Raw genomic sequence first — 17042 nt, forward strand, 5'->3', positions numbered from 1 at the left:
ATTCCCTCCAATAATTAAAATCAGAATCTTATAATTATTTTGGCATAAAATGCTACAATATGCAAAGAAATATATGACATTGCGTGGTAAAATAGAATGAAACTTTAATCATCGAGAATATTTTTATTCTCGATAATTATTAGTTTTCAGCGATTTTAATTTTGATAAAATGAAACTTTTGAAAGATAGAAAGGATCGTTATTTGTGAAACAAGTAAAGTTTATACATGCGGCTGATTTGCATTTGGATAGTCCGTTTAAAGGGATGGAGATGAATGTTGCGCAGTCTGTTTGGGAGAGAATGAAGCAAAGTACGTTTGAATCATTTGAGCGTATTGTTGATAAAGCGATTCAAGAGCGCGTTGATTTCGTATTACTAGCTGGGGATTTGTATGATGCGGAGACGAGAAGTTTGAGGGCGCAAGTGTTTGTGCGTGAGCAAATGAAGAGACTTTCGCAATACAATATCCCTGTTTTTATTATTCACGGTAACCATGATCATTTAGGGGGAAGCTGGGCAGCAATTGAGTTTCCGGAAAATGTTCATGTATTTACTGAGCCTTATGTAGAAGAGAAATCATTTTATAAAAATGGTGAGCTATTAGCTTCTATTTATGGTTTTAGTTATTTGCAGCAAGCGGTAACGGATAATATGACAGCGCAGTATACGAAAATGAGTGATGCGACTTTTCATATTGGTATGCTTCACGGAAGTGTGGAAGGAGATGCAGAGCATAACCGCTATGCACCGTTTCAAATTCGTGAGTTGAAAGAAAAACAGTTTGATTATTGGGCTCTTGGCCATATACATAAACGTGAAATTTTATCAGAAGAACCATACATTATTTATCCAGGGAACATACAAGGTCGTCATCGTAAGGAAACAGGCGAGAAGGGTGCGTACCTTATTGAACTTACGAAACAAGGAACGCAGTGTTCATTTTTCCATACGGCAGATGTTGTATGGGATGAAATCGAAGTTTGTATTGATGGACTTGAAACTGTTGATGAACTTATGACAAGCATATCTACTGCGATGAATGAATGCCGAAGAGAAGAGGAAGGTACGTTATTAACTGTCGTATTTACAGGACAAGGCCCACTTTCCCCTTATTTGCGCGACGAAAAGCGTGTGGAAGAGATTTTTCACATTTTAGCATCTGGAGAAGAGCGAAAAGACTTCGTATATGCGATGAAGTGGAAAAATGAGACGGTTTCTTTTGCGGAAATCGAACGTTTGAAAGCGGAAAATCATTTCGTCGGTAGTGTGCTAAAGGAGTTAGAAGCTTTCACTAATATGGACGGAGTATTGCGAACTATTTGGACATCTCCTGTAGCGCGTAATAGTATTGAATCTTTTACAGAAGAAGAGAAGAAAGAGGTTCAGAAGGAAGCAGAAAATATTATTTTAGAACAATTATTCCAGCAAGAGAGGGATAAAAAATGAGAATTGAAAAACTCCATATTTATGGGTACGGAAAATTAGAAAATGTGGAAATGGATCTTTCCTTGCTGACAGTGTTATACGGTGAAAATGAAGCGGGGAAATCGACAATTCGCTCATTTATGAAAAGTATTTTATTCGGTTTTCCGACGAGAGGACAGCGCCGTTATGAGCCGAAAGAAGGCGGAAAATATGGCGGTGCGATCATTGTGCAAACGGAGCAGTACGGTCGTTTGAAAATTGAGCGATTGCCAAAGACGGCAGCTGGCGAGGTGATCGTTTATTTTGAAGACGGGAAAACGGGCGGAGAAGAAATTTTAAACGATATATTAAGCGGGATGAATGAAAGTTTATTTGAATCTGTCTTTTCATTTGATATGCATGGCCTTCAAAACATTCATCAGCTCGGCGAAGCGGATATTGGCAATTATTTATTTTCGGCAAGTGCAGTCGGAAGTGATGCGCTATTGCAGTTAGATAAAAAGCTAGAAAAAGAAATGGACCAGCGCTTCAAGCCGAGTGGTCGTAAACCAGAAATTAACGTGTCATTGCAAGAGATGAAGAAACTTGAAGAGAAGATGAAAGAGTGGCAAGGGAAAATCGGCACGTATGAAAAACAAGTGGAGCAGTTAAAAGAAAGTGAAGAGAAGCTTGCTTCTGTTCGCGGGGAAAAAGAGAGTGCAGAAAAACGAAAGCAAGATTATGAAATATTAGCAGCGCTTGAGCCACTCGTTATTGAAAAACGTGCGCATGAGAAAGTGTTAGAGAACGAGAGCGGGCAGTTTCCTGTAAACGGAATGGCGCGTTATGAAGGAATTAAAGCGAAGATGGAGCCGCTCCAATTACAAGTTGATTCGCTCTATAAAAAAATTGAGAATGTGCAATCGGAAATAGAATCAATTCAAATAGATGAGGATTTTTTACAAAAAGAAAGTTATGTAGAAGAACTTCGTATGCAGCATATGTCTTACGAAAATGCACGCCAAGAAATGCGTGATATGACAGGAAGTATTACGAATATAAAAGAAGAAATCGCAGAACTAGAACAACAAATTGGTGCTACTTTTGAAAAGGAAACAGTTCTGTCGTTTGATATGAGTTTGGCAACGAAAGAGTTAATTACGCAAACAGTGCAAAAGGCGCGTGAATTAGAAACGCAAAAAGCACAGCTTGATGATCGTTTTAAAGTAGCGCAAGAGCAATTAGAAGAACAAGAAGAAAATATAAGACAGATTAAGAAACAAATGTTAGTGGATGAAGAGAGAAATGTGTTAGTTGAGAAAGAGAAATCATTCCAAGATGCGGCGTTTATCGGTATGGGCGCAGAGAGAATGAAGCGTAAGTATGAGGAAAAAGCAGGAGCAGCTAAGCAAAAGAAAAAGCAGTGGCAAAGAGTTTGTCTTCTGTTACTTCTTATTAACACGCTTGTTTTATTCACAAGCTTATTTATAGATAACCGAGCGCTCTTATTTATTAGTGTCATTGTTTTTGTAGGGATTGTTCTCGCCCTTGTTTTATATAAAGATCCATCAAGTGGATTACAAGAAGAGTTCCTTACACTTCAGCAAAGTGCTGGCGGGAGACAAAGTGAAGAAGCGATGTCTGTTCGTTATCAGTTAGAAAAAGATGAAGAGGTTCGGAAGTTATTTGAGCGCGAGTCGTATAAGTTACAGCAGTTGGAACGAGCGTATGATAAAGTCGTTTCATCGTATGAGGAATGGGAGAGAGAAAAGTTCCAGGCGGGAGAACAAGTCGATGTGTATAAAGTGCGCTATATGTTCCCTGAATTTTATACGTATGCACACATATTGCCGGCGTTTGAGCGTATGGGAAAAATGCAGCAATTATATCGCGAGTTAGAGAAACAAAGTGAGCGGAAATCTTCATTATATGAAATGATTTCGCAATTTGAACATAAACTAGAAACTGTTATCGGTAGTGCGGAGTATAGTAAGCTGCACGAGGCGCAAATCCGTATGCAAAATGAGAAAGAAAAGCGCCAAACTTGTAAGCAGTTAAAAGAGAAGCTTGTGGAATGGCAAGAAGAATATGAGTTCATGCAAGAGCAATTAAAACAACTGTTAGTAGAACGAGATAGTTTATGGCATATCGCACATTCTACAGATGAAGAGATGTTTTTAAAAGCAGGTAAACTGGCAGAAAAACGTGAAGATGCTGCGCAGCAAGTCGGGCGTTTATTACCGCAAATTGATCTGTTAGAACAGGGTTTAACGAGTTTATCATTAGCTGAACATTATGAAGCTGACGGTTATGAAGAGAAATTAAAGAGAGAAATGACAGTCGTGCAAAATTGTCTGGCGCAAGAGAAAGAATTGACAGAGCGTATTGCGAAACATCGTATGGAAATTGCGAATTTAGAAGAAGGTAGTACGTACGGCGATTTAATGCATGAATGGGAAATGAAAAAAGCGCAAGTGCGTGAACAAGTGAAGAAGTGGGCTGCTTATGCGGCCGCAAAGACAGTGTTAACGAAAACGAAGCACTATTATCATGAAGTTCATCTTCCTCGTATTTTACAAAAATCAGAAGAGTATTTCGTCTATTTAACAGGCGGACGCTATAGTAAAATCTTTTCACCGTCAGAGGCAGAACCGTTTATCGTTGAACGTAACGACGGTATGCGTTTTTACAGTCATGAACTAAGCCAAGCGACAGCGGAGCAGTTATATTTATCGCTGAGATTTGCACTCGCGAAAACATTCGAACATGATTATCCATTTATTATTGATGATAGTTTCGTGCATTTTGATGCGGTAAGGACGAATCGAACGATTGAACTTATAAAGGAAATTGCAAAGGATAGACAAGTCATATTCTTTACATGTCATGCGCATTTACTCGCGTATTTTACAGAAAAACAGATTATAAAATTAACACATATGCGTAAAGAAAATGAGTTGTAGTGTGCTATACTAAAAGTAACTGATTTGGTGGAGGAATTCGAATGAAAAAGAAAATTGCAGAATATGAAGTTGGTGAACAAGTCGATATTTTCTTGTTAATTAAAACAGCGACAAAAGGTATCGCAAGCAATGGAAAGCCATTTTTAACAGTAATCTTACAAGATCCAAGTGGAGACATTGAAGCGAAGCTATGGGACGTATCACCAGAAGTTGAGAAACAATATGTAGCGGAAACAATCGTGAAAGTAGCTGGTGATATTTTAAACTACAAAGGACGTATTCAATTACGTGTGAAACAAATTCGTGTTGCGAATGAAAATGAAGTAACAGATATCTCAGACTTCGTAGAAAAAGCACCAGTGAAAAAAGAAGATATGGTTGAGAAAATTACGCAATACATATTTGAAATGAGAAACCCGAACATTCAGCGTCTAACAAGACATTTATTAAATAAGCATCAAAACGAATTTTTAGACTATCCAGCAGCGACAAAGAACCATCACGAGTTCGTATCTGGACTAGCTTATCACGTCGTATCAATGCTTGATTTAGCGAAAGCTATCTCAAATCTATATCCATCGTTAGATAAAGACTTACTATATGCAGGCGTTATTTTACATGACCTTGGTAAAGTAATCGAACTATCTGGCCCAATTTCTACAACGTATACGTTAGAAGGAAATTTACTAGGCCACATTTCTATTATGGTGAACGAAATTGGTAAAGCAGCAGACGAATTGCAAATCGATGCAGAAGAAGTATTGATTCTTCAACACATCGTTCTTTCTCACCACGGAAAAGCAGAATGGGGTAGCCCAAAACCACCATTAGTAAAAGAAGCAGAAATTCTGCATTACATCGATAACTTAGATGCAAAAATGAACATGATGGACCGTGCATTAGGACGCACAAAACCAGGCGAGTACACAGAGCGTGTCTTTGCTCTTGATAATCGTTCGTTCTATAAGCCGACGTTCCATAATTAATAGTGTGAATAAAGTGGCCTCATTAAGTGTTAATACGCTTAGTGAGGCTGTTGTATAATGATAATAAAGTTATTGAATTTTGATTATTAAAAAGCTAAGAGCCTTACTACATTCTACGTAGCAAGGCTCTTTAAAGTTGTTTCAAATTACATCCATCTGTTCGTTCAAGTGTAACTATTCGCAATTATTTGATATTATACAGGTGAATAGAAAGATACATTAAAATTTAGTTTCGTAGTTGTAAAAGGAGGTTATTTATATTATTCTCTTATAATTTTTCCAAAAAGGAGAGTTTATGAAAAAGATTATTGTTTTTGTATTAACGATATTTATATTATTCTCAGGATTTGCAACACAAAGTTATGCGTTGTCAGATTCGCAATCTGCGGCAATACAAGCGTTGCTAGATGATGCCTGTCGTATATCAGGTGTGCCGGGAATGTCAATCTCAATACTTGCTGATGATGAAGTGTTCTACTTTTCTTCAGGGTATGCAGACCGTGAAAAGGGGTTGTCTGCAAGTGAAAATACACTCTATGAGTTAGCCTCGGTCAGTAAAGCTTTTACCGGTATGGGTATTATGCTATTGGAAGAGCAAGGGCTGCTTTCAATGACTGACCCTGTCCAAAAATATTTACCTTGGTTTACATTAAAGTATCAAGGGAAACCTGTTGATATGCAAAGTCTTACACTAAATAACTTTCTTCACCATACCAGTGGTCTAACAAATATTAGGCATCTTCAAAATATTCCACAAGGCAATACACCGGATATGTTGCAAAAGACTGTGGAAATGCTCGTGGATGCTGAATTGGCGTTCCCTCCCGGTGAACAGTATAACTATGGAACCGTTAATTATGACGTATTGGGTTTGGTTATTGAGATTGTGTCGCGACAAAGCTATGAAGACTTTATGAAGGAACAGGTATTTCAACCGTTAGGTCTTCACCAGACGTATGTTTATAAAGAAGCTGCTCAAGCTACTGGACAGTTGGCACAGGGCTACCGTTCTTCCTTTTTTATGACAACTCCATTTAAAGCTCCGGATTATGCTGGGAATAAACCCGCAGGCTACATCATTTCTAATACAAAAGATATGGCTCGTTGGATGGGCATACAGATGGGTATCGTGCAGGACATACCCGAAATATTTCACACGGTTATCGAAAAATCACATAGGGGTGATATGTCTGTTTCGGCTGTCAACGGTATGTATTATGCGGCAGGTTGGTCCGTAAATGCCGATCAAACGATTATAGAACACACTGGGGGCAATCCAAATTTCAGAACCGAAGTAGTCATACTGCCAAATGAACGAACAGCCGTCTCCTTGCTGAGCAACGGCACAAATACCAATACAAACATGGTACTAAAAGTTAAAGATATATTAGAAGGCAATCTAACTCAGTCATATGAAATAAGCGGCACACAGCTTTTGGATATCATTTTGTCGTCTATCACAATTATTTTTTGCCTATTGGCCGTTTTGCTATTTCTCTTAGGATTACGCAGAAGGAGAACGAATGAGCGACAGCCAATGACAAAAAAGAGAATAACCGTAACAGTTATTTTCCTGATCGCTACGATTGCTCTGGGTATACTGTGCTGCGCTTTCGATTGGTCAACAATACTTATGTGGCAAACATATAGTGTTCTTACAGCTTTGATTTCGTCAGCATTATTAACAGCAAGCATTACATGGTTTGTATACACTCACCGATAAAATACCTCGCTCCTAAGATAAGCATAATGTTAAGTCATTAAATTTCAATTTATCCCGCTTTAATGGGCAGTAAGACCCCTAACTCAAAATTCAGCGAAAGCAAAGAATTTAGGTGGGGGTCGGGCTGCCCATAAAAGTCCGATTGGTGAGGGCTGATAATCAGTGGGGGGGGAAGAAAACCCCCACTGATTAAAGTTTCACTTTATTAAAAATGAAATAAAATAGTTAAGAAGTTCGCATGGGTGTAACGAAGAACTAATAAAACATATCTTGCCACTAGAATGGGGGCATATCAACTTTTAAATTGAGTACCGCCAGCATTTCAGAAAAAATATGTTAAGCAAAAAATACAATAAGCTGTCCATATGGGCAGCTTATTGTTATTCTACATTGTTCTTAAATAAACGTAATATTTGTTGAGCATCTGTATCCCTTATTATGTAATGTTCTAGATTTTTTTGTTCTTCATGATCTTGACGAGCAATTACAACTTTTTTATCCTCTAGCCAAATTAAATATGTTTCATTGGAACCATCTTGGTAATTTACATTCATTTGATAATCAATATTTGCTTTGGCCTCATCATCTAGCAAAAGAGGAATAACTCTTTCTCGATCCTTATCTATTCCTGTATGTTCCATGGATTTAATAATTTGATCAAACTCTAGATTTATAACTGCTTTTTTATTTTTTACCTTAGCGGATATAAGCTCAATTTTCTTTATTTCCTTTCCTTGAAAGAAAATAGGTTTATGATTTTCCTCTTGTTGTATTGAGGCAGTTTTTCCTTTTGGTTGTTCAGTAGTAGATGTACTACCAGTGTTTGTCTCAGTCGAACAAGCGGATAGATATAGGAATAATGATAAGGTCAGTAATGATATATTTTTATTCATAAATTAACCCCTTTCTTTTATGGATAATATTCCTTTTCACCATGTAATAAACCTTTTTAAAGGGGAGAAGTTGTCTACTCTTCGTATGAATACTTTATCCCGCGATAATGGACAGTAAAACCCCCACTGATTATTAGCCTTCACTTTATCATTCTCCAGTTCAAAATGTTATCCAATAAAAAAATATCTCGAATTTGAGATAAATTACTTGCTTTTTAATCACTTGAGTTGTAAAGTGATAGTAACGAAAGCGATTGAGTCATATGAAAAACATACACTCAGTTGTTTTCGAGTTAAAAACGAAAGTAACTTATGCAGTAAAAACTAAGATGAATTTACAAAAACATAATGAGAATAAATTGAACAGCTAAAAAAACATATTATTTTTTTATCATCACTTGACTAGTAAAATGAAGTGGAGGAATTACAAATGTATAAAATTAAAGGGCATCATCACATTTCAATGGTTACGAAAAATACAAATGAAAATAATCACTTTTATAAAAATGTACTTGGATTACGTCGTGTGAAAATGACAGTAAACCAAGATGATCCGTCAATGTATCATTTATTTTACGGAGATAAAACAGGAAGTCCGGGTACAGAGTTATCATTTTTTGAAATTCCTTTAGTAGGAAGAACATATCGCGGTACAAATGCGATTACTCGAATTGGATTACTCGTTCCTTCAGAGGAAAGCTTACATTACTGGAAAGAACGATTTGAGAAATTTGATGTGAAACATAGTGAGATGACAACATATGCAAATCGTCCTGCTTTACAATTTGAGGATGCTGAAGGTCTTCGCTTAGTACTACTCGTTTCAAACGGAGAAAAAGTAGAGCACTGGGAAACTTGGGAGAAATCAGAAGTTCCTGCAAAGCATCAAATTCAAGGAATGGGTTCTGTGGAAATGACAGTTCGTAGACTTGATAAAATGGCGAGTACACTTACAGAGATGTTTGGTTATACAGAGGTTAGCCGAAGCGAAGAGGAAGCAATTTTTCAGTCCATTAAAGGAGAGGCTTTTGGAGAAATCGTTGTGAAATATTTAGATGGTCCTACTGAAAAACCAGGCCGCGGTAGCATCCACCATTTAGCAATTCGCGTGAAAAACGATGCAGAGCTTGCCTATTGGGAAGAACAAGTGAAACAAAGAGGCTTCCATTCTTCAGGAATCATTGACCGTTTCTACTTTAAAAGCTTATATTTCCGTGAATCAAACGGAATCCTATTTGAAATTGCGACAGATGGACCAGGGTTTACAGTTGATGGAGATGTAGAACATTTAGGAGAAAAACTTGATTTACCACCGTTCTTAGAAAATCAGCGTGCAGAGATTGAAGCGAATTTAGCACCTATTGAAGAGAAGTAATAGAAGAAAATATACAACTTTAACATATAAATGAAACCCATTGGAGGAATATAAAATGAACCAATTAAAAGGAATTCACCACGTTACAGCGATTACAAGTAGTGCAGAAAAAAACTATGAGTTTTTCACTCACGTTTTAGGAATGCGTTTAGTTAAGAAAACAGTAAACCAAGATGACATTCAAACGTATCATTTATTCTTTGCAGATGATAAAGGTAGTGCAGGAACAGATATGACATTCTTTGACTTCCCAGGTGTTCCGAAAGGTGTACACGGTACAAATGAAATTTCAAAAACTTCATTCCGTGTTCCGACTGATGCAGCATTAGCATATTGGGTGAAACGCTTTGACCGTCTTGAAGTAGAACATACAGGAATTAAAGAGCAATTTGGTAAGAAAACTCTTTCTTTCGTTGACTTTGATGACCAACAATATCAATTAATTTCAGATGAGCTTGATAACGGTATAGAATCAGGTACACCATGGCAAAACGGACCAGTTCCATTAGAATATGCAATTACTGGTTTAGGGCCTGTATTCATCCGTATTGCAAACTTTAGTTTCTTCAAAGAAGTGTTAGAGAAAGTTCTATTATTTAAAGAGGTTGCGCAAGAAGGAGAATTCTATTTATTTGAAGTGAATAAAGGTGGAAACGGTGCTTCTGTCATTGTAGAACATAATACGGTTCTTCCAGAAGCACGACAAGGTTTTGGTACGGTTCACCATGCTGCATTCCGCGTAGAAGATCGCGCTGTATTAGAAGAATGGATTGAGAGAATCAGTAGCGTTGGACTTCCTTCATCTGGTTATGTAGACCGTCATTTCTTTGAATCATTATACGCAAGAGTTGCACCACAAATCTTATTTGAATTTGCAACAGACGGCCCAGGATTTATGGGAGATGAGCCATACGAAACACTTGGCGAAAAATTATCTTTACCTCCATTCCTAGAGCCAAAACGTGAAGAAATTGAAAAATTAGTTCGTCCAATTGATACAGTGAGAAGTACGAAGGAATTTATTAAAGAGTAAAAATAGAGATAGTAAGTAGGAGAGCAAGTAGTTTTAGCGGAGTGCTGGAACTACTTGCTTTTTTATTTATCCTAGTAAGTTTTCTGACAATTATTTCTCAAGTTATTAAAAAGGAAAAGTTTGGTATAATTAATTAAAATATTGAATTTTCTAATAATTATTTTTCAATACATAGAAAAGGAGTGGTAATATACAATTTTAATAATTGTATAAAAATCCTAATTTTGTAATTTTGGAGAAAAGGGGATGCGAGTGTATGGGAGCAGATGTAGTAACGCGGGAGCAAATGAAACATTCTTTAGATGATTGGTATCGTGTAATGTTGCAGCAAAATATAGAGAAGGCCACAGAAATGAAAGAGGAGATTGAAAGTAAGATTAGTGGGTTGGATGTGGATCAGGATGTATTACTTTATCATGCGTTGTTGAATTTTAGATATGATGCATTAGTTGATTGGATTTCAGTTAGAGAAGATAGTTTTGATAAAGTGGAATCTTTCGAAATTCCAACAGAGGGCTTTTTAGCTTATTATTATCACTTTTTTAAAGGGTTTCATTGCACATTAATTTCAAATTATAACGAAGCGAAAGAACAGTATGAGCAAGCTGAGAAGTTATTGAAATATATTGCAGATCCGATAGAACATGCGGAGTTTTATTATCGGATGGGATATTTTTACTATCAAGTATATCAGCAAATGTTAGCTTTAGATTATATCAAAAAGGCGAAAGAAATATTTTGTGAACATAAAGGTTACGAAGGAAACGTGGCGTTGTGTCATAACTTCATAGGATTATGTTGTATTGATTTTAAACAGTTTGAGTTAGCGGAGGAAAGTTTTAATACCGCAATCCATTTACTTCAACAACATGATAAAGAAGAAAAACATATTTTAATGGTTAGAAGTAACTTAGGGTGGTTATATAGTAGTCAGAATTTATCAGATTTGGCAATTAGACATTTAAGTGAAGTGACTAAGAAAATGCCTAAGCATTTTAAAGCGATTTTTACTGAAGCAGAGGAAAATTATAAACTGGGCAAAATAGAAATTGCTAATAACTTAATAGAACTAGGGCTGAAAATTTGTAATGAGTTGCAAAATAAAGAATTTCAACATCGCTTTATGATATTGAAGGAATTAAATATTAATTCGAGTGCTAATGAGTTAGAGAAAGTAACTGTGGAAAGTATTTCGTATTTTGAAGAACACTCCCTTTTAGATTGTGTTAAGGAATACGCAGAAATATTAGCTTATAAATTTTATCAAGAAGAAAAACATGAAAAGGCTAGTAAATACTTTTATATTAGTAGCCAAGCTCGAAAAAAACTTTTAAAAGAAGGAGCGCTAAAATAAATGAAAAAAATTAATGTATTGATAGCAGGTTTAGTAATACTACTTTCATTAGGGCTTACTGCTTTTACAGAGTCTGAACAACATGCTTTAAATAGAGGTGATGGTGGCGGAGCACCAGCAAGACCAGACTACGTTAACATTGGCGACACAGGAGGAGCACCAGCAGATAATAAAGGCGACGGCGGCGGAGTAAGCCAACTATAATAACAAAGAAAGGGACTTCAACATGAAGTCCCTTTTTCTATTTTCAGGTCATGTAGAGAAAAGAATTGACTTACTTTAAATCTGTAACTATAATAGTTACAGAATAACCATTAGTAATAGAAATGAGTTATATTTTTTTAGTATAATTGTAACTGTTTTAGTTACAATTAAAAAGAAAACATAAAACAACCAAAAAATGTAAAAACTTTAAATAGCAAATTGAGAAAGGAGACGGGAACTTTGAAACGGTTTAAGTTTTATTTGATTAGCGGTATTGTGCTTGTTTTGCTTATCGTATGTAACTTCGTTGATAAGCCGATTGCGAAGGTTGAAGAAGTGAAAGATACTGTTATGATGAAGCTGAATACGAAAGAGAGTATGGCGCAAATTGATGGGCAGACGATTTATTTTAAGCAAATTGGTGAGGGGAAACCTCCGTTACTCATGTTGCATGGGTTTGGTGGTTCTTCTGATGGGTTTAGTGATATTTATCCGGAACTAGTGCGAGATCATACGATTATTGCGGTTGATATTTTAGGATTTGGGCGTTCTTCTAAGCCGGTTGATTTTCAGTATTCGTTTCCTGCGCAAGTGAATTTATATTATAAGTTAATGAAGAAGCTCGGGTATGATCAATTCGCAGTACTTGGTCATTCGATGGGCGGAGAGATGTCTCTCAATTTAGCGTATTTATATCCGGATGCAGTGACGCATCTCATCTTGGCGGATGCTACAGGGATAGAGTCTTTCCAGCAAAAAGAAAGTTATGAAGTACCACCGCTATCGACGGACTTACAAACTGTAACCGAGATTACGAAGTATAATAAAAATGAAGTAAAAAATAGTCGTGATGATAAAGAGCATTATGATCAGCTTACGAAAATGAGAGAGCGCCGCATCGCGATGGAAGCCGATAAGATTAAGGTGCCGACTTTAATTATATGGGGACGACACGATAAGAGCGTTTCTTGGAAAAATGGTGAACTGTATCATGGGCTATTTGCAAATAGTACGTTTCATATTATTGAAAAAGGATACCACGCACCGTTTCGTCAAGAACCAATTGAGTTTATGGAATATGTACAAGCATTTTTCGCGAAGCATCCACAATAAAAATTTTAAGCATAAATCCACTTCTTTCCTCATAAAGTGAAACTAATAAGGCTTGTCTAAGGAAAGGAATGAAGTGATTTGGAAACTTTACCATGGTGGGTGTATCTTGTGATTGTCGGGATTGTACTAAGTGGCTACATGGTTTTATATACTTCGAAAAAAGAGCAAGATATGGATAATGAGTTTATTGAAAAAGAAGGCGAAGTATATATGAAGCGTTTAGAAGAAGAGCGTGAGAAACGTAATCAGGAAAGTGATAAAGATTCGGTATTGCTTTAATAGAAATTTTGAAAGGTTACCACCTAGTAGGATTTTACATCTCGGTGGTAGCTTTTTTTCTTCTGCGGGAGCAGTATATGTTCATCAAGCTAAGGTTATATTAGTTTAATTTTACATGTATAAGAGAGTCATCATAAACTTTTATTGATGGTATTTATATATTTTTTTACTCATAAGAATGGAACTAGTGGGGATTTTACTGGGGGGGGATTAACAATGCATAGGGATGAAACTTCATTACATCCGGATACAGGTGTTACATCTGTAATGTTTGTTGAGCGTTCATTAAATGAAATTCGTTTTTGGTCTAGAATCATGAAGGAGCATTCTTTTTTTCTTCGTTTAGGATTTAGGTGCGAGGATACTCAACTAATCGAAGAGGCGAATCAATTTTATCGATTGTTTGAACATATTGAACAAATAGCGCATTCCTATACAAATGAAACAGATCCTGAGCAAATAAAAAGATTTAATGCAGAAGTACAACAAGCCGCAACTAATATTTGGGGATTTAAACGAAAAATTTTAGGATTAATTCTCACATGTAAATTGCCAGGACAAAATAACTTTCCACTTTTAGTTGACCATACAAGTAGGGAAGCTGATTATTTTAGAAAACGTTTAATACAATTAAATGAAGGTAAATTAGATGCGCTTCCTGATGCTATTATTAAAGAAAATGTTTTCTTTTTACGGATTATGGCAGACCATGCTAAATTTATTGGCCATCTTCTTGATCCATCGGAAAGAAAGCTTGTAGATACAGCGCGGAATTTTAGCAATGATTTTGATGAATTGATGTATCAAGCAATTGACTTAGAATCTATGAAACCACAATCCCAAACAGCCCCTCTTTTAGATCAATTTTTAGATCAAAATCGTGTGTCGGTTGCATCTCTTCGGGATTTTAAGAAAACAGCACGTGATTTAATTGAGCAATGTAAAATAAAGAGTATCATTCATCCGTTATTAGCAGACCATGTTTTCCGTGAAGCTGATAGATTTCTTGAAATCATTGATATGTATGATGTTCATCTTACAAATATCCAATCACAACCTAGATATTAGAAGATAAGGAAAGATAGTATTTTACTTTCGATTGAGAAGTTAACAATTTATTGTTAGCTTCTTTTCTTTGTGATTAAAATTTTCTTTTAAGGACTACATAAATCCCTTTGACCAAATATGTAATTCTTTGTAAAATGATATATATGGAAAGATTATGAATATACAGGAAATCTATGGATAGTAGGTTTTAATAAATTATTCGGGGGAAATTTATTAGTTAAGTATATTAACTTGTTTGCACTACATTTTACAAATAAAGGGGTATTAGTAATCATGAAAGCAAAGAAATTAGTAAGTTTAGCGTTACCAGTTATGTTATTGAGTGGTTGTATTACAATTGAAACTGATGGTAAGAAAGCTGAGCCAAAGAAAGAAGAAACGCAAAAGGTAGAGAAAGAGAATAAGACTTCTGAAAAAGAGAGTAAGTCAACTGATAGCAAGAAAGAGGATAGCTTATCTGTAGCGAAAGGTGAAGGTACAAACAGTAGTTCATCAAGTAGTCAACCAAGTTCTTCTTCAAATAATTCAACTTCTTCTAGTTCTTCAACTGGTAAGGTAACTGGTTCAGATGTTGAAAGGTACAAGGCAGATATCATAAATAGTGCTACTCAAATTGAAGATACAATGAAATTAATTGAAGGAATAGCAGATTCAGACGTAAAATCATATAAACAAAAGAAAAGTGAAGTACAACTGAGTTTAGGTGGAGCAAAGGCAACTGCAACGAAACTGAAGAATCTACAAGCGCCTCCTGAGTTACAGGGAGAACAGGCGAAGATAAAGCAGTCGATGGAACTATATGCGGATTGTTTTCAACTTCTCTTTGATGCATTGGACCAAGAAGACGAAAGTAAAATGCATCAATCATTAAGTAAAGCACAAGAAGGTTCGAAACTGTTTGAAGAGGCAGCGAAGAGTATCGGTAGTAAAACCAACTAAGAATAAATTATTTTAAGGGGTACTTGTGGGTGCAGTTGGTGCAAGTGAAGAGTTAGGAATTAGTTATGGAAACACATTACAAATTTATCAAATGGACGATAATGTTCGTATTCGATATGTAAAACAATAAATAATTGGTGAAAAACTCTGTAATAAATTTTACAGGGTTTTTTGTTAGTTCTAGTTTATTTTTTTTGGTCTTCCTAAGCGCTAAACATACTAGTATAAGTTGAGAAATGAACAAGAAGATTTGATGGGGAATATTGAATTTCCGATAAAAAATAACAATAGTAGACGCGTTTTTTCACGGTTTAAACCATAGTAACTGTAACCATCCAAAGCCCAATTCATACACTATGATGGAGGTTTTTTACTTACTAATCGGATGAAAAAGGAGTGTAATCATGAAGAAACGTACTGTTAATGAAGCGGGAGGGAATGTGCCACAACCAATCCGCAGCGACGGAGCGGGTGCGATTGATTCTGGACCTCGTAATGTTATGCGGGATATTCAAAATCCGAATATGCTTGTTCCGCCTATAACGGATGCAGGGTTAGTTCCTAACTTGAAGTTTTCATTCTCGGACACTTCTATGATTTTGAAACAAGGCGGGTGGTCTCGGGAGATTACTGCTCGGGAACTACCGGTTTCGACGACGATTGCGGGAGTAAATATGAGTTTAACGGCCGGTGGAGTACGAGAACTACATTGGCATAAAGAAGCGGAATGGGCGTATATGCTTTTAGGACGGGCGCGCATAACGGCTGTTGATCAAAATGGACGGAATTTTATTGCTGATGTTGGACCAGGTGATCTTTGGTATTTTCCGCCTGGTATTCCGCATTCCATTCAAGGATTGGAACATTGTGAATTTCTACTTGTTTTCGATGATGGACATTTTTCTGATTTATCTACTTTAGCTATTTCTGATTGGTTTGCGCATACGCCAAAAGAAGTGTTGTCGGCTAATTTTGGAGTACCTGAGAGTGCTTTTCATTCTATCCCTTCAGATCAAGTTTATATTTATCAAGGAGAGGTGCCAGGTTCGCTTGAAAGTCAGGAAATTCAATCACCGAAAGGAGAAGTTCCTTTAACATTTAAACATGAACTGTTAAAACAAAAGCCGATTAAGACGCCTGGTGGTAGCGTTCGAATTGTAGATTCTACAAATTTTCCTATTTCCAAAACAATCGCAGCAGCGCTCGTTGAGGTTGAGCCTGGTGGAATGAGAGAACTTCATTGGCACCCGAATAATGATGAATGGCAATATTATTTGACAGGGGAAGCGAGAATGACTGTGTTTCTTGGAAATGGTACCGCTCGTACATTTGATTATAGAGCTGGCGATGTCGGATATGTACCGTTTGCGACGGGGCATTATATTCAAAATACAGGTACCGAAACATTATGGTTTTTAGAGATGTTCAGAAGTAATCGTTTTGAAGATGTATCGTTAAATCAATGGATGGCACTGACTCCTAGAGAAATAGTGGAGAGTAATATACATGTTGGCCCGCAAGTAATGGATTCCCTGCGTAAGGAGAAGAGGCCTGTTGTGAAATATCCGGGGTTTTCATATAGTCCGAAAAATGATGAGTAAAAATGAAAATTTGCGTTATTCTTTCTGGAGACTGATAAGAAGGGATGGCGTATTTTTTATGCCTAATCTAGTCTTAACTAGTATCTGTTCGTTGTATTATTGTTTGG

At 36.4% G+C, this 17042-nt stretch carries 14 protein-coding genes; 13 read left to right on the top strand and 1 reads right to left on the bottom strand.

The features are described from left to right. The first annotated feature begins 204 nt into the window (after nt 1-204). The 4 genes from MKY21_RS05340 (at nt 205) to MKY21_RS05355 (ending at nt 7076) form a co-directional block, all read left to right on the top strand. A complete protein-coding gene (locus MKY21_RS05340) occupies nt 205-1446 on the top strand; it encodes a metallophosphoesterase family protein (RefSeq protein ID WP_086391666.1) in 1242 nt (413 codons plus the stop codon). After that, the gene (locus MKY21_RS05345) at nt 1443-4367 is read left to right on the top strand and encodes an ATP-binding protein (protein ID WP_341075671.1); all 2925 of its coding nucleotides are present in this window, start codon (nt 1443-1445) and stop codon (nt 4365-4367) included. The genes MKY21_RS05340 and MKY21_RS05345 overlap by 4 nt, the downstream gene beginning before the upstream one ends. Before the next feature lie 41 nt (nt 4368-4408). Beyond that, a complete protein-coding gene (gene yhaM / locus MKY21_RS05350) occupies nt 4409-5353 on the top strand; it encodes a 3'-5' exoribonuclease YhaM (RefSeq protein ID WP_000726639.1) in 945 nt (314 codons plus the stop codon). A 295-nt stretch (nt 5354-5648) separates the two neighbouring features. Next, entirely contained in the window at nt 5649-7076 is a 1428-nt protein-coding gene (locus MKY21_RS05355; protein WP_000720973.1) for a serine hydrolase domain-containing protein, read from the top strand. 380 nt (nt 7077-7456) lie between these two features. On the opposite strand, the gene MKY21_RS05360 is transcribed toward MKY21_RS05355, so the two are convergent. Then, nucleotides 7457-7969, bottom strand: a complete 513-nt coding sequence (locus MKY21_RS05360) for a hypothetical protein (RefSeq protein ID WP_001038846.1) — start codon at nt 7967-7969, stop codon at nt 7457-7459. A gap of 430 nt (nt 7970-8399) precedes the next feature. On the opposite strand from MKY21_RS05360, the gene MKY21_RS05365 reads away from it, so the two are divergent. The 9 genes from MKY21_RS05365 to MKY21_RS05405 all read left to right on the top strand — a co-directional run bounded on the left by MKY21_RS05365 (nt 8400) and on the right by MKY21_RS05405 (nt 16935). Beyond that, a complete protein-coding gene (locus MKY21_RS05365) occupies nt 8400-9344 on the top strand; it encodes a ring-cleaving dioxygenase (protein ID WP_000276688.1) in 945 nt (314 codons plus the stop codon). Between the two features lie 55 nt (nt 9345-9399). Continuing rightward, nucleotides 9400-10377, top strand: a complete 978-nt coding sequence (locus MKY21_RS05370) for a ring-cleaving dioxygenase (RefSeq protein ID WP_001072573.1) — start codon at nt 9400-9402, stop codon at nt 10375-10377. Nucleotides 10378-10633: 256 nt separating this feature from the next. Then, a complete protein-coding gene (locus MKY21_RS05375; protein WP_341075672.1) occupies nt 10634-11731 on the top strand; it encodes a response regulator aspartate phosphatase in 1098 nt (365 codons plus the stop codon). Further along, entirely contained in the window at nt 11732-11935 is a 204-nt protein-coding gene (locus MKY21_RS05380; protein ID WP_000723609.1) for a hypothetical protein, read from the top strand. Between the two features lie 240 nt (nt 11936-12175). Further along, complete coding sequence (locus tag MKY21_RS05385; RefSeq protein WP_000819468.1) at nt 12176-13048, top strand: alpha/beta fold hydrolase; 873 nt, start codon at nt 12176-12178, stop codon at nt 13046-13048. Between the two features lie 78 nt (nt 13049-13126). Next, complete coding sequence (locus MKY21_RS05390) at nt 13127-13327, top strand: sporulation YhaL family protein (protein WP_000449225.1); 201 nt, start codon at nt 13127-13129, stop codon at nt 13325-13327. Between the two features lie 216 nt (nt 13328-13543). Continuing rightward, nucleotides 13544-14395, top strand: a complete 852-nt coding sequence (locus MKY21_RS05395; RefSeq protein ID WP_000554479.1) for a DUF2935 domain-containing protein — start codon at nt 13544-13546, stop codon at nt 14393-14395. A gap of 273 nt (nt 14396-14668) precedes the next feature. Next, on the top strand, nt 14669-15334 hold the full coding sequence (locus MKY21_RS05400) for a DUF7018 domain-containing (lipo)protein (protein ID WP_000644835.1): 666 nt from the start codon (nt 14669-14671) through the stop codon (nt 15332-15334). A gap of 404 nt (nt 15335-15738) precedes the next feature. Then, nucleotides 15739-16935, top strand: a complete 1197-nt coding sequence (locus MKY21_RS05405) for an oxalate decarboxylase family bicupin (protein ID WP_000747510.1) — start codon at nt 15739-15741, stop codon at nt 16933-16935. Nucleotides 16936-17042 lie beyond the last annotated feature (107 nt).

The sequence above is a fragment of the Bacillus sp. FSL R9-9497 genome, assembly GCF_038005805.1.
In the GTDB taxonomy this organism is placed as follows: Bacteria; Bacillota; Bacilli; order Bacillales; family Bacillaceae_G; genus Bacillus_A; species Bacillus_A cereus.

Excerpts from the sequence above, each read along its gene's own strand:
- yhaM (WP_000726639.1), top strand. The coding sequence starts at position 4,409 with ATGAAAAAGAAAATTGCAGAATATGAAGTTGGTGAACAAGTCGATATT.
- MKY21_RS05405 (WP_000747510.1), top strand. The coding sequence starts at position 15,739 with ATGAAGAAACGTACTGTTAATGAAGCGGGAGGGAATGTGCCACAACCA.
- MKY21_RS05365 (WP_000276688.1), top strand. The coding sequence starts at position 8,400 with ATGTATAAAATTAAAGGGCATCATCACATTTCAATGGTTACGAAAAAT.
- MKY21_RS05375 (WP_341075672.1), top strand. The coding sequence starts at position 10,634 with ATGGGAGCAGATGTAGTAACGCGGGAGCAAATGAAACATTCTTTAGAT.
- MKY21_RS05360 (WP_001038846.1), bottom strand. The coding sequence starts at position 7,969 with ATGAATAAAAATATATCATTACTGACCTTATCATTATTCCTATATCTA.
- MKY21_RS05345 (WP_341075671.1), top strand. The coding sequence starts at position 1,443 with ATGAGAATTGAAAAACTCCATATTTATGGGTACGGAAAATTAGAAAAT.
- MKY21_RS05355 (WP_000720973.1), top strand. The coding sequence starts at position 5,649 with ATGAAAAAGATTATTGTTTTTGTATTAACGATATTTATATTATTCTCA.
- MKY21_RS05400 (WP_000644835.1), top strand. The coding sequence starts at position 14,669 with ATGAAAGCAAAGAAATTAGTAAGTTTAGCGTTACCAGTTATGTTATTG.
- MKY21_RS05395 (WP_000554479.1), top strand. The coding sequence starts at position 13,544 with ATGCATAGGGATGAAACTTCATTACATCCGGATACAGGTGTTACATCT.
- MKY21_RS05380 (WP_000723609.1), top strand. The coding sequence starts at position 11,732 with ATGAAAAAAATTAATGTATTGATAGCAGGTTTAGTAATACTACTTTCA.
- MKY21_RS05370 (WP_001072573.1), top strand. The coding sequence starts at position 9,400 with ATGAACCAATTAAAAGGAATTCACCACGTTACAGCGATTACAAGTAGT.